Source organism: Pseudoalteromonas sp. BMB, assembly GCF_001709235.1.
Taxonomy (GTDB): Bacteria; Pseudomonadota; Gammaproteobacteria; order Enterobacterales; family Alteromonadaceae; genus Pseudoalteromonas; species Pseudoalteromonas maricaloris.
On the sequence record NZ_MBQA01000172.1, the window covers coordinates 26,317 to 39,256 of the forward strand.

The 12,940-nt window shown below is 46.8% G+C and carries 9 protein-coding genes; all 9 read left to right on the top strand.

From position 1 onward, the window contains the following. Nucleotide 1: 1 nt before the first annotated feature. Nucleotides 2–415: an alternative ribosome rescue aminoacyl-tRNA hydrolase ArfB gene (arfB, locus tag BB427_RS14815; RefSeq protein ID WP_069021543.1), complete on the top strand. Its 414-nt coding sequence runs from the start codon at nt 2–4 to the stop codon at nt 413–415. A 408-nt stretch (nt 416–823) separates the two neighbouring features. Beyond that, the gene (locus tag BB427_RS14820; RefSeq protein WP_069021545.1) at nt 824–4,042 is read left to right on the top strand and encodes a TonB-dependent receptor; all 3,219 of its coding nucleotides are present in this window, start codon (nt 824–826) and stop codon (nt 4,040–4,042) included. A 106-nt stretch (nt 4,043–4,148) separates the two neighbouring features. Then, complete coding sequence (locus tag BB427_RS14825; RefSeq protein WP_069021547.1) at nt 4,149–5,375, top strand: amino acid deaminase; 1,227 nt, start codon at nt 4,149–4,151, stop codon at nt 5,373–5,375. 13 nt (nt 5,376–5,388) lie between these two features. Further along, a complete protein-coding gene (locus tag BB427_RS14830; protein ID WP_010603924.1) occupies nt 5,389–6,261 on the top strand; it encodes a MurR/RpiR family transcriptional regulator in 873 nt (290 codons plus the stop codon). After that, a complete protein-coding gene (locus BB427_RS14835) occupies nt 6,261–7,727 on the top strand; it encodes an N-acyl-D-amino-acid deacylase family protein (protein ID WP_069021549.1) in 1,467 nt (488 codons plus the stop codon). The genes BB427_RS14830 and BB427_RS14835 overlap by 1 nt, the downstream gene beginning before the upstream one ends. Nucleotides 7,728–7,756: 29 nt before the next feature. Next, nucleotides 7,757–8,143, top strand: a complete 387-nt coding sequence (locus BB427_RS14840; RefSeq protein WP_010603922.1) for a RidA family protein — start codon at nt 7,757–7,759, stop codon at nt 8,141–8,143. Between the two features lie 37 nt (nt 8,144–8,180). Then, nucleotides 8,181–9,611, top strand: a complete 1,431-nt coding sequence (locus tag BB427_RS14845) for a sodium:solute symporter family protein (RefSeq protein ID WP_069021551.1) — start codon at nt 8,181–8,183, stop codon at nt 9,609–9,611. Continuing rightward, entirely contained in the window at nt 9,608–10,561 is a 954-nt protein-coding gene (locus BB427_RS14850) for a sugar kinase (RefSeq protein WP_069021553.1), read from the top strand. Before BB427_RS14845 ends, BB427_RS14850 begins: the two co-directional genes overlap by 4 nt. Nucleotides 10,562–10,565: 4 nt before the next feature. Beyond that, nucleotides 10,566–12,935 carry a family 20 glycosylhydrolase gene (locus BB427_RS14855; RefSeq protein WP_254663646.1) on the top strand — a complete coding sequence of 790 codons (2,370 nt, stop codon included), beginning with the start codon at nt 10,566–10,568 and terminating at the stop codon, nt 12,933–12,935. Nucleotides 12,936–12,940 lie beyond the last annotated feature (5 nt).

Genomic DNA, 12,940 nt, shown 5'->3' on the forward strand with positions numbered 1-12,940 from the left:
TATGCTTAAAATCTCAAATAATGTCACTCTAGCGGAGTGGGAAATCGATATTTCCGCTATTCGTGCCCAAGGTGCGGGTGGACAAAACGTCAATAAAGTCTCCAGTGCCATTCATCTTAGGTTTGATATCAACCGCTCAACACTGCCTGACTTTTACAAAGCGCGCCTGCTTGCACTTAAAGACTCTAGAGTGACCAAAGAGGGTGTCATTGTGCTTAAAGCACAGAGTTTTCGCACCCAAGAGCAAAATAAGGAAGATGCCTTGGAGCGGCTAAAAACACTGATCTTAGAAGCCACCAAAGTTGAAAAGACACGCAGAGCAACCAAGCCAACAAAAAGCTCGCAAAAGAAACGCCTGAATCAAAAGACCAAACGAGGTCAAACCAAATCACTGAGGGGGTCGGTGAACTGGTAATGACTTTAGTTGTTGATGATGTAGTTTCTTAATTTTTCCGCCAGTGTACGGCAAACTGAATACAAAACTCATTCGATTTAAAGCTGCTTGAACAAGTAACTAACCGGATATGTAAACGCAACTGTCAATATTCCCTCTTAAACATTAGATTAGATGTAACTAATTTTAATTCTTTATATTTCAAAGCTATAGTTCATATAACCAAATTTTCCGTAAAAAAGTGTTTGCTTTTTAGTCTGTAATGTTAAAAAGTAACAATGTAATCTTGGTTTTTTGTTAGTAAGTAACATGTGATGTGTTGGGGCGTTTAGAGCACGTCACTGTGTGGTAGGTTTTTTGGGCTGTGGTGCTAGTGATGGCATTGCTGGCTTTTTCACTGGTTTTTAAAAAGAAGAAAGGAACAATAAAATGTCAAAACTAGTCACCGATATTGGTAAACATAACCCTAAACGAAGCAAACTGAGCCTTGCGGTTTCGTCTGTACTTTTTGGGCTTTCTCCACTTTGGGTTGCTGCTGAAACTGTGGGTCAAAATGACAGCGATGTCAAAATCTCGGAACAGAACGAAGCGGTTGAAGTCATTGAAGTTCGCGGGATCCGGGGCAGTATCAATAGCGCACAAAACATTAAGCGCTTCGCTGATACGGTCAAAGACGTGATCACGGCGTCAGATATCGGGGCATTACCAGACAAATCGGTGACTGAAGCGCTACAGCGTGTGCCGGGTGTTACGATTGAGCGATTTGCATCATCCGATGACCCTAAACATTATGCTGATGAAGGTACAGGCGTGCTGGTTCGTGGCCTAGACAGGGTTCGCTCTGAGGTGAATGGCAGAGACGCTTTTAGTGCAAATCCGTCAGGCGGTTTGAGCTATGAGGACTTTCCTGCTGAATTGCTAGGTGCGGTGGAAGTGGTTAAAAACCAAACTGCGGATCTTATTTCAGGCGGTATATCTGGCACGGTAAACCTTATCACCCGCAAACCATTCGACTCTGATGAGCGGCTTATCTCGTTCAATGCAAAGGCCAATTATGGCGACTTTAGAGAAGAAGTGACGCCTTCGTTTTCAGCGCTGTTCTCCGACAGTTGGGAAACCAGTGCAGGTAAGTTCGGATTTTTAATTGCAGCTTCTTCATCAGAATATCAGACTCGAGGAGATGGTGTTGGCCTTGGCAACTTCCACTCTCGAGGCGATTCCTTTATTCCTACCTTGGATCAATGGGGTGGCATAACAGGTGTTGATCCATCATCGCCTGTGGATGGCCCCGCTTTACCAGGGCAACCCGCTGGCAGTGTATGGCATGTGCCTGTCGCTATCCATATGAGCACAGCAACTAATGACCGTGAACGTACCGGCTTAACCTCTTCACTGCAGTGGGCAAATGCCGATGAGACCATAGTTGCGACATTAGAGCACATTCGCTCAGAAGCATCTCTTGAGTGGAACGAGCGCCAAATAGGACAAGCAGCTCAAGGCTTTAAAGGTTTCATGGGGTCTTCACAAAATTGGACTGAAAATACGGAAAGTGGCCATCCACTCACTATAGATGATGGTTTTGTGACTTCCGGTATTGCACTTGGCGTGAGCCCCGAAACGCCATTCTTTTATCGTAGCCGCTGGAATTACAACGAAAATACCGTGAAGGACACTTCATTTAAACTAACGTTAAAACCAATAGATAGATTGACGGTCGATTTTGATTACCAGCGGATCGACTCCGACAAAGAAGTGCAAAACTACAGTATGTCGGGTCAAACACGGGGAAACCATGTCCACGTTGTCTCGCCTTATTTCCTCGATATGCGTGGCTCAAGGCCGACAGTAGAGTTTCTCAGTGACAATATTCTAACGGCAGGTTGGTCACCCAATGAAGATTGGAATGGACCTGTGCCTAACCTGTTTTTGGGCAGCGGTATGGAGCAGGTTGAGCGCAATACGGCAGAATCAGACAGTTTCAAACTGGATTTTAAGTATGAGCTAGACGGTCATTTCACGAGTGTCAGTTCCGGTTTTTATATGTCAGATAAAGACTTAACGGTACGAGATACCGCTTACGAGGGCTGGTCTGCAATTGGCACCCCTTGGATCCAAGATGACCGAAATGCCGCCGCGGCGGTAAATCGTCCAGAATTATTTGAGCGCGTTGATTTTTCAGATTATTACAATGGTCAGGTATTACAGGGGCCAGTCAATAACTTCTTGTTCCCAAGTATGGATCTGGTGAAAAACTACGCCGACTCTTTGCGCCAAGGTTGTCGTGATGGGTGGCACAATGCCACCAACAGTGCGGCAAACAACGGTACATGTTCTGGCACTTATGTACCTTATGCAGACAAACCCAATCGCGTTGAAGGCCCATTCGCCGCACACAATATAAGTTCGACTAACGAGAAGCGTACTGAATTTTACATTCGCGGTGATTTTGACTTCGAGTTTCAAGACATTCCTGTGGTGGGCAATGTTGGCCTGCGCTACGTAAACTATCAACTTGAGTCTACGGGCGCTTTGGTGCAACCCGCCCTTATCAAACGTGGTGAAGAGGGGACATCACTTAATAATGTGATGCAGCAGGCAGAATATAAGCGATATTACGACATTGCAGGGGGAGAGTCCGAACTCAGTACCGTTGATGGCACAGATTACAGCACTTTGCTTCCGAGCTTAAATTTGAGTTTTGGTGTATCAGAAGACGTAGTGGTGCGATTTGGTGCGTCAAAAGCGCTGTATTACCCAAATTTAGTTGATGCCAGAAATATCAGTATTCTTAACTTGGATTACACTCGCGTGCTACAAACTCCCGGCGCTGATTATGACGAGGCAACTAACCCCGTTGTTGGGCTAGACGATATCAGTCTAACCGCGCTTTCTGGGAATCCATATTTAGAGCCTGAAGAAGCGATCAATACTGACTTAACTACCGAATGGTATTTCGCGTCCGCAGGTTACGTGACGGTAGGGCTATTCCACAAAAAGCTAGATAATATAATCCGTAGCCGCGCCTTTGATCTTGATGTGTCTTATGGTGGCGAAGATTATGATGTCTCTGCTTATGGCCCCGCTAACACGGGCTCTGGCACCATTCGTGGGATGGAGTTTTCCTACTCACAATTCTACGACATGTTACCGGGTGCATGGAGCGGTTTAGGTTTGCAACTTAACTTTACCTATATCGATCAAGATGGACTTGAAGATCCAAATGAAGTATCTAAAGGCACGCTTGGTTTCGATGAAAATGGTAACCCGCTAACCGATAATCGTAATACCTTCCGAGTGTTTGGAGGTTTGCCGCTACAAGGTTACTCAGACCAAAACTTTAATATCATCGGTATGTATGAGTACGAGGACATTTCTTTTCGCCTTGCATACACTTGGCGCTCTGAGTATTTGCTCACACTTAGGGAATCTGAAGAGTATGTCCCTGCTTATGCAGAGGCGTCAGGTATGATGGACGCAAGCTTGTATTACACCATCAACGACCATTGGAAAGTGGGTTTTGAAGCCAGCAATTTATTGGATACGGAAACCAAAACCAAGTATCAGATGGACCAAGCTGGGACAAAAACGCAGGCACTCAACTTTACCACGGATAGACGTTTTGCATTGAGCGTCCGTGCGACTTTCTAATGTCAGCAAAGGCCAAGTGCAGCTTGGCCTGATACCAATCGCAGTAAGTCAATGTACTATTTTGACGTGGGGAACTAATGTTTAAACTCAAGGATTTGAATAAACAATGGCAATATTAGCGAAAGGCACTGGTGACCCACTGCAACTAGAAGATAGCGGCTGGGATATTCTCGCAGAGCAGGTAAGTTTGCCAGTTGCAGTGATAAAGCAAGACGCCATCAGCCACAACGCGAATTGGATGGCGAATTTTGCAAAGGAAAGCCAGGTATTATTGGCGCCTCACGGCAAGACGACGATGTCACCAGCGTTATTTAAACTACAGCTTGAACATGGCGCATGGGCTATCACGGTAGCGACCATACCACAAGTTTCCGTAGCCATAGTCGCGGGCGCAAAACGAGTGATCTTAGCGAATCAACTTGTTGGCGAATATCATATGAAGCAAGTTGCAAACATGCTTACTGATACTGACGTTGAGCTCAATTGTTTTGTTGACTCTATTGCAAATGCCCATGCCTTAGGCACATTTTTTACTCAGCATTCGCTGCGTATTTCTATTTTACTCGAGGTGGGGGTTGAAGGTGGTCGCGCTGGTTGGCGCAATCTTGCAACGATAGTGCAGCTGGTCAATGTATGCCAACAATATGCTAGCTTAGAGGTAGCAGGCATCGGATTTTATGAAGGCGTGATCCACGGCCATAATGCCGAGCAAAGGATTGCCACATTCGTTAGTTCAGTAATAAAAACAGCGGAAGATTTACGACAAAAAAACGTGTTTTCAAAGGCGTTACCTATTATCACGGGGGCGGGGTCTACTTGGTACGATGTTGTGACAAAGACACTAAACAAAAGTGAACAGGCTCAGCAATTTCGTTTTGTGATCCGTCCCGGCTGCTACCTTATTCACGATACTGGGATCTATCAGGATGCGCAGCAAGCGGTGTTATCACGGAGCAATCTCGCTTGCGATTTGGGGGAAAGTTTGGTGTCGAGCTTAAACATATGGGCTTACGTGCTTTCGACTCCAGAGCCGGGCGTCGCGATAGTTGGTATGGGTAAAAGGGATGTCGCATTTGATGCTGGCATGCCCACACCAGAGCTGATTTACTCTCCGCCGTCAAAGCAGCTGTGCTCATTAGGCGGCGCAGTAAAGGTCGAAACAATCATGGATCAACATGCTATGGTAAGTATTGCACCTGGGTGCGAGGTACAGGTTGGCGATATGATCTGCTTTTCGACTTCTCATCCTTGCTTGACCTTTGATAAGTGGCGACAAATTGGTGTTGTCGAGCGAGATTGGGTGATCACCCAAACCATTTCTACCTATTTTTAATTGAGGCGAAGCTGTGGACATTATTAGCAAAATTAAGGAAGGTTTGGGGCACTTTAGCCCAGCGGAAGAAAAAGTCGCTCGGCTTATTTTGGCTGAGCTTAACTTTGCCGCAAGCGCATCCATTAGTGAGTTAGCTGAAAAAGCACAGGTCAGTCATGCCAGCATCACACGGTTAGCGCGTAGCTTAGGCTGTACCAATGTACGTGACCTTAAGTTTCAGCTGACACAATCAGCCGCAATTGGTGAGCGTTTTACAAACCCTGAGCCAATTGAAAAAGAAAAGATTTCTCATGTTTATACCTCTATTCAGGAGATCCTTACGCTCAATGCGGGACTCATCGATGAAGCGGTTGTGGAGCAGGCGAGTGAAGTGATTTGCGCCACGCGTCATTGTTTAATTTTTGGGGTTGGTGGTGGTAGCAGCTTGATGGCACAAGAATGTCAAAATCGCTTATTTCGCTTGGACGTACTTAGTAATGCTCACTCCGATCCTATGATGATGCGCATGGTTGCCGCTACGGTGAATAAAGGGGATGTGGTGATTTGTCTCTCACTTAGTGGTGTTTCTCCTGATGTGAAAGCGGCGGCGCTTATCGCCAAAGAGTATGGCGCTGAGGTTATTGCTATTTGCCCAGTGAGTGACTTGGCGGACATTGCCGATCACCACTTAGCCATCAAAACTCAAGAAAGTGATTACATCTTTAAGCCCAGCGCTGCACGCTATGCCATGATGGCAGCGGTGGACATTTTGTCGAGCGAAGTTGCTATCCGTAATCAAAAGCGCTCAAGAGAAAAACTCCGACGGCTTAAAACCCAGTTAGATCAGCATCGAGATAAAAACAGCAATATGCCACCTGCCGATAAACGCTTTCCTTTGGGGGATTAATGCTGAGCTCATCTCTTTATGTTGATACCCTCATTCAAGGCGCGACGGTGTATTTTGAACCAGGCTCTGAAGCACAAGTGGTGGATGTCGCGATTAGCAAAGACAAAATTGTTGCGCTTGGCAACTGCAACCATTTGCAAGCACAGCAATGCATCGATGCCACGGGATTAGTGCTCGCGCCGGGTTTTATTGACGTACATACCCATGATGACCTTGAAGTGCTGCGAGGCCCACATATGCTGAGCAAAGTGAGCCAAGGTGTCACCACCGTCATTGCCGGTAATTGTGGCATTAGTGTAGTGCCTTACTGTACAAATCAAGCGCCGCTCGACCCCATTAACTTACTCGGGGAGCAATCAGAATTCGCCTATTGTGAACTACAGGATTATCAACATGCCTTTAATAAGGCCGCTCCGAGTGTCAATTTAGCCATGTTAGTTGGTCATACAACGCTCAGAGCGCAGGTCATGACGGATTTATCTCAAGCCGCCAATGCGCAAGAGCTTGAACAGATGAAAACCTTACTGCACCAAGCGATGGTGCAGGGGGCGATAGGGTTTAGTACTGGCCTTGCTTATTACAATGCGAAGGGGGCAAGTCAAGCTGAAGTGAATGCGTTGGCCGAGGTTGTTACACCATTTGATGGTATCTATACCACGCATTTACGCACAGAATTTCAAGGAGTCATCCGAGCCATGGACGAGGCCTTTGCAACGGCAGAGCATGCCAAACTGCCGCTGGTTATTTCACATATAAAATGTGCAGGTAGAGAGAATTGGGGCAGGGCACCTGAGGTATTAGCGCATTTTGAACAGCATAGGCAAACACATCTAGTGAGCTGCGATTGCTACCCTTACGCCGCGAGTTCAAGCACCTTAGATCTTAACCAAGTAACGGAGGAGACGGACATTTTTATTACTTGGTCGGAGCCTCATCCAGAACTTGCACAGCAAAGCTTGGCAGACATTGCTACGCAATGGCAAGTGTCTCAGCGTGAAGCGGCAAAGCGTTTGCAGCCAGCGGGTGCTGTGTATCACTGTATGCTGGAAGATGATGTGCAGCGGTTTTTAAGTTATGAACACAGTATGGTGGGATCCGATGGTTTGCCGTGCGATCCGCATCCGCATCCGAGACTGTGGGGGACATTTCCGCGGGTGCTTGGACATTATTGTAGAGAACAACAATCGCTGCCGTTGGCATTGGCTATCTATAAAATGACAGCGTTGCCAGCAGCGCGCTTTAAGCTGCGGCAACGCGGCAATATTCAAATTGGTTACTTTGCCGATCTGGTGTTATTCGACCCCAATCGGGTTCTAGACCAAGCAAGTTACAGTAATCCAAAACAACTTGCCTCAGGCATTGTGAAGGTTTGGGTGAATGGCAAGCTCAGCTATGTTGAGGGCGCGAATGCAGACACCATTGTCGATTTCGGCCGAGCAGGACGATTTTTAACGCGTCAAAACTAATAAAAATCAAAAATCATCAAGAGGTTAACATGACAATAAGAAGAATAGGTGCTGAGGGTGGTACGGGTACTGGTGGACAACACTTACCCTTTGCACGAGCGGTTGAAGCTGGCGGTTGGTTAAAAGTCTCGGGGCAAACGCCAATGCGAGATGGTGAAGTGGTTGAGGGTGGCATTGTTGAGCAGTCGCGTCTGGCCATAGAAAACTGTATCGCGATTATGACCGAGGCAGGTTATGGCCTTGAGCATGTTACGCATGTTTCTGTGGTATTAACTGACGCAAGATATTTTCAGTCCTTTAATAAGGTTTTTGCAGAGTATTTTTCAGCGCATCCTCCTGCGCGAATTTGCATGGTGGCCGACTTAGTCGTGGATTGTAAAGTTGAGGTTGATGTCACCTGTTACAAAGGCGAATAGACGTTATACGAACAACAATGTTCACAGGAGGAGAAGCATGACGGATAGTCAGCAAGTGTATTTGCTTATTTTTCTGTTGTATTTGTCTGCCATGATATTGGTGAGTTGGCTGGCATCTCGGTGGCAACGGTCAAATTGCGACTATTTATTAGCTGGGCGAAAAGTACCGCTGATGCTGACGCTAGGCACCACCGTTGCCACTATGGTCGGCACCGGCTCGTCGATGGGAGCGGTCGGCTTTGCCTATCAACACGGTTGGGCGGGCACGCTTTATGGCATTGGCGGCGCGCTGGGTATTTTATTGCTGGCTTGGTTGTTTGCGCCGGTTAGGGCTGAGCGCTTCGCGACAATGAGTGAAGAGTTAGCAAGCTATGTAGGCAATCATCAAGTCGTTAAAAAGCTCTTAGCAATATTGATTTACGCGGCAAGTGTCGGCTGGCTTGGCGCACATTTGATTGGCGGGGGCATGTATTTAGCCTGGCTTACTGGGCTAGATGAGAACAGTGCAAAACTGATTATTGGACTGGGACTTGCGGTATATGTGACCTTAGGTGGATATTCGGCGGTAGTCTGGACGGATGCTATTCAGGCCGTTATTTTGTTTTCGGGCTTTTTGTTGATGACCTACTTTGTAGTCGAGGTGGTCGGTGGTTGGCAAACGCTAACCAGTGCTTCGGTTGCAGCGGGAGCTGGGCTCTTTTCATATCAAAATATTGGTTTGTTGCCTGCTATTTCAATGGCGCTGGCGGTGCTGGTGGGCGTATTGGCAACCCCATCGTTTAGGCAGCGGATCTATTCCGCCAAAAGCATAAGCAGTATTCGTATGTCGTTTATTATCTCGGGATTACTTTATTTAGGGTTTTCATGTATTCCTGCGGTGATTGGTATTGGTGCTTATGCAGTTAACTCGAGTTTAGACAACCCTTCATTTGCTTTCCCCTATTTGGCGTTAACGGCGATGCCGGTATTGATTGGCGGCTTTATTTTATTGGCGGGTATTTCTGCAACGCTTTCTAGTGCCAGCTCCGACGCCATTGCTGGAGTCAGTGTGTTGGTTGCTGATATTTATCTGACTTGGTGTAAGGGAAATATTGCGCCACACAATCCGCTTTTGGTCTCTCGTATTGCCATGCTGACTACCGTATCGCTGGCATTATTTATGGCGGTGTTGTCGAGCGACATTATTAGCTATATCACCAAAATGATTTCCGTTGTATTAGCGGGGCTTTGTGTGATGGGGTTATTGGGGCGCTTTTGGCAAGGTTATACTTGGCAAGGCAGTTTAGTCACCTTGATGGCAGGTTCAGTGGCTGCCCTGCTCGTTGGTATGAACGACGGTTGGCTGGCTTATTTTGGTAACCCGATTATTCCTGCGCTGCTCAGTGCTTTGATGTTTGGTGTATTGACGAGTGTGGTGACAAAACCCAGTGTTACCGCATCGCCCGAAAAAACGGAAGTGGCATCATGAAAAGCGCAATAAAACAGTTGCTGTGCTTTGGTGAATGTATGGTGGAGCATAGAGCAGACGGGACTAGCTCGTTTGGCGGTGATTCCTTTAACACGGCTTGGTATTTGGCTCAGTTACTCAAGCAAAGCCACGATAACCACATCGCAGTCAGTTTTGCCAGCGCCATTGGTACGGACAAGGCCAGTACAAACTTGCTTGATATGTTGTCAAACACCAACATCAGACAAGACTATATTGTGCTTGAACCACATAGCGCGGTTGGCGAGTACTGGATTACGCTCGATGAGAAAGGGGAACGACGCTTTACCTTTGCCCGTGAACACAGCCCCGTAAGGCAGTATTTTAAGCGTGATGAGACCTTAACTCAGGCGCTTCACAACAAGGATATTGATGCAATTTATCTCTCTGGAATAAGCCTTGCTATCCTAGATGAGTCACAGAGAAAGCACTTATTTGAGGCGTTAGCCGCGTTTAAAAACCGAGGTGGGCTCATCTTTTTTGATAACAACTATCGCCAAACCCTTTGGCGTAGTGATAACCCAAAATTGAGTTATCAGGCTGTAATGGCGCTGGCAGACATCGCATTTTTAACCGACGAGGACGAATATGGAGTGTATGGCACCGCAAATGTGGACGAAATAATCGCAGAGCATCAAAAGCAAAGCTCACAACTCTTAGTTATTCGCCAAGGTGCTCAGCCATGCGTGATCGCGCCACCTAATAATTCTTCACCTATTTATATCGCGGCGCAAAACATAGCGCCGCAGCTTATCTTAGATACCTGTGGTGCGGGCGATGCGTTTGCGGCGGGGTTTCTAGCGCATTGGCTGAAAGGTCGCGATTTGCAAACGGCTGCGTGCTTTGCACACCAAGTTGCCGCCGAGGTGATCCAGCATCACGGCGCGCTGATATCTGCCGACTTTCTGCCAAAGCTTGTTACTCAGGAATAGTGTAATGATGAGAATGTATTTTAGTGTTTTTTTATTCACCGTGTTGTTGCCGATTTTAACTGCAAAGGCAACACCACTGTCGCTTATGCCCATGCCGCAACAAGTGAGTATGACCGAAGGCTCGCTAGTATTTGATAACGAAATCAAGGTTGCGATACACGGCTTTAGTGCGCAGAGGCAGGCATTTTTGCTCGCCAGAATGCAGCAATACATTGAGCGCATTACTGGAAAACCTATTCCGATACGGGTAGTAAAGCGTGGCAAAGCGGACTTAACCATTCGCGTAGAAAATATCGAAACCGAGTTACAGTTTCCTCAGCTGAATATGCCAGAAGACTACCAGCTTCATATTGAAAAGGGTGGAATAGTGCTTAGCGCAACCTCCGTTTTCGGCGCGCAGCACGGTCTTGCTAGCCTATTACAATTGGCCCAGAGTAATACATCGAGTCAATTCATACTCCCCTATACAACGATCAGCGATAGTCCCCGCTTCCCTTGGCGTGGGCTACTTATTGATAGTGTTCGCCACTTTATGCCAATTGCGACAATAAAGCGCCAACTCGATGGTATGGCTGCGGCAAAGCTAAACGTTTTGCATTGGCACTTAACTGATGACCAAGGCTGGCGAATGGAAAGTAAGGTGTTTCCTAAGCTGACTCAACTGGCCTCAGACGGATTGTATTATCGTCAATCAGAAGTGAAAGAAGTGATTGAGTATGCAAGCCTTTTAGGGATCCGCGTGGTGCCTGAATTTGGTATGCCGGGGCATGCAAGCGCGATTGCCGTCGCTTACCCAGAGCTGATGACTAAAGCGCAACCTTATGAGATGGAGCGTCATTGGGGAGTATTTAAGCCACTGCTCAATATCGCAAGTCCTGATGTGTACGCCTTTATCGACGATTTACTGGCTGAGATGACGAGTCTATTTCCAGACGGCTACCTGCATATTGGGGGTGACGAGGTAGAACCTGAGCATTGGTTGGAAAGCCCTGAAATACAGGAGTTAATGGCAAAACATGCGTTGAAAGACGGTCACGACCTGCAAAATTACTTTAATATTCGCGTACAAAAGCTTATTGCTAAGCACCAACGTGTGATGATGGGATGGGATGAAATTTTTCATCCGGCGTTGCCTACGGATACTGTCGTGCAGTCTTGGCGTGGTCATGATTCATTAACTGCAATTGCAGAAGCAGGTTATCAAGGTATTTTATCAACCGGGTTTTATATTGATCAGCCGCAGTATTCATCATTTCATTACCGTAACGACCCACATCCGGTGCTACCGACAGTGGATCTCACTCAACCGCGAGTATTAAGCTTAGCCTTTACGATCCCACGCCTAAAAGGCAGCGCAGTCAACGGCGAGCTTGTGGTGTTGGGCGAACAAGTGCTTATAAAGCTTAATAACAACCGCCATCAGCTAGCACAAACAGATAAGCCAATTACTAGCAAGACTCAGCAATTTATCGCTACCATGGATAGTTGGATGGGACCGTTACAGTTTGAGTTTAATACAGCGCAGCAACAAGGCACGGTAATGATTGGTAATAGCCGTTATCCGCTCACACTTGAGGCGCTTGAAAAACCACAACCAGTCAAGGTTTCAACACCGTTAAGCCAAGAAAATGGTGCTCGTATTTTAGGTGGCGAGGCGACCATTTGGAGCGAAATGGTCAGCGAACATAATCTTGATGTCAGAATATGGCCGCGACTTTTTGTGATTGCCGAGCGTTTATGGTCTGCTAAAACGCTTACGGATAGCAAGCAGATGTACGCGCGATTGGATCATATAAGCGATGTTGCACATAACGTCATTGGCTTAGGTCATAAAACGCAGCAACAAGCGGGTTTTAATAGGCTTATCAGCACAACCTTGGATGAGCCAAAGCGCAAGGCTACGCTTGCATTACTCACTCATCTTGCAGAGCTTGTAGAGCCAAGTCACTATTACACGCGTCACCATATTAAGTTCTTAAACGACGAGTATCACCAGTTTGCAGCACTTGATAAATTTGTCGACTATGTTGCGGTTGAAAGCCGTCAGGTGAGGCTACTTGAGGAGCGAGTCGCAAGCTATATCGCTGGTGATAACACTGCGTTAGCGCACATTGGCGCGATATTGCAACGTTGGCAAGCGGGGCTTGAGGCGTTAACACTGTTACAGCAAAGTCCCAAACTTACAGAAGCACACTCAACGGCGTTAAAGGTGACGCAGTTTATTGAATGGAGTCAGCAAGTGCTTAAGGTTTGTAAAGGGGCTTTACAGGCTCCGCACCTAGATAGCCATCTGCTAGCGCTGCAAAATTTAACGGATGAAGTGGTCATAACTGGAATATATCCAGTTCGAGCGCTTTACCTTCATTGTAAATAGGAAAG

Bases quoted from the DNA above. Each gene is read 5' to 3' on its own strand.
- arfB (WP_069021543.1), top strand. From the start codon at position 2: ATGCTTAAAATCTCAAATAATGTCACTCTAGCGGAGTGGGAAATCGAT.
- BB427_RS14820 (WP_069021545.1), top strand. From the start codon at position 824: ATGTCAAAACTAGTCACCGATATTGGTAAACATAACCCTAAACGAAGC.
- BB427_RS14825 (WP_069021547.1), top strand. From the start codon at position 4,149: ATGGCAATATTAGCGAAAGGCACTGGTGACCCACTGCAACTAGAAGAT.
- BB427_RS14835 (WP_069021549.1), top strand. From the start codon at position 6,261: ATGCTGAGCTCATCTCTTTATGTTGATACCCTCATTCAAGGCGCGACG.
- BB427_RS14840 (WP_010603922.1), top strand. From the start codon at position 7,757: ATGACAATAAGAAGAATAGGTGCTGAGGGTGGTACGGGTACTGGTGGA.
- BB427_RS14845 (WP_069021551.1), top strand. From the start codon at position 8,181: ATGACGGATAGTCAGCAAGTGTATTTGCTTATTTTTCTGTTGTATTTG.
- BB427_RS14850 (WP_069021553.1), top strand. From the start codon at position 9,608: ATGAAAAGCGCAATAAAACAGTTGCTGTGCTTTGGTGAATGTATGGTG.
- BB427_RS14855 (WP_254663646.1), top strand. From the start codon at position 10,566: ATGATGAGAATGTATTTTAGTGTTTTTTTATTCACCGTGTTGTTGCCG.